The organism is Zavarzinella formosa DSM 19928, from assembly GCF_000255705.1.
Lineage (GTDB): Bacteria > Planctomycetota > Planctomycetia > Gemmatales > Gemmataceae > Zavarzinella > Zavarzinella formosa.
Map to the genome: position 1 here is coordinate 269 of NZ_JH636468.1, position 308 is coordinate 576.

At 68.5% G+C, this 308-nt stretch carries 1 pseudogene; it reads right to left on the minus strand.

Annotation, left to right across the window (positions count from 1 at the left end):
• Positions 1-308 (minus strand): annotated as a pseudogene (locus BGIM_RS66360) (hypothetical protein); the annotation flags it as partial.

Below are 308 nucleotides of genomic sequence, written 5' to 3' on the forward strand. Positions count from 1 at the left end.
TGAAACCGGGTCGGCAGGATCTCGTCCGCCCAGTCGAGCGCCGCTTTCATCAACTCGTCGTCCTTCTTTCCGGCGTCCAGCACGACCGGGCGGACGTCCTTGGCGGCCGGCGAGTCGGCGTCCCGGACGACCCAGTTGGCCAACAGTTGCTTGAGCAGGCGGAACAACTTGAGGGTGAGCTGGTGCCCCCCGCTGAAGGGCCGGCCGGCCGCCCCCAACAGCCGGGGGCGCACGACGTACCGGCGGCCGCCGAACGTACTCCGCTCGGGCAGGACTTCCTCCATTTCCAGGCGGATCAGCGAGATGTC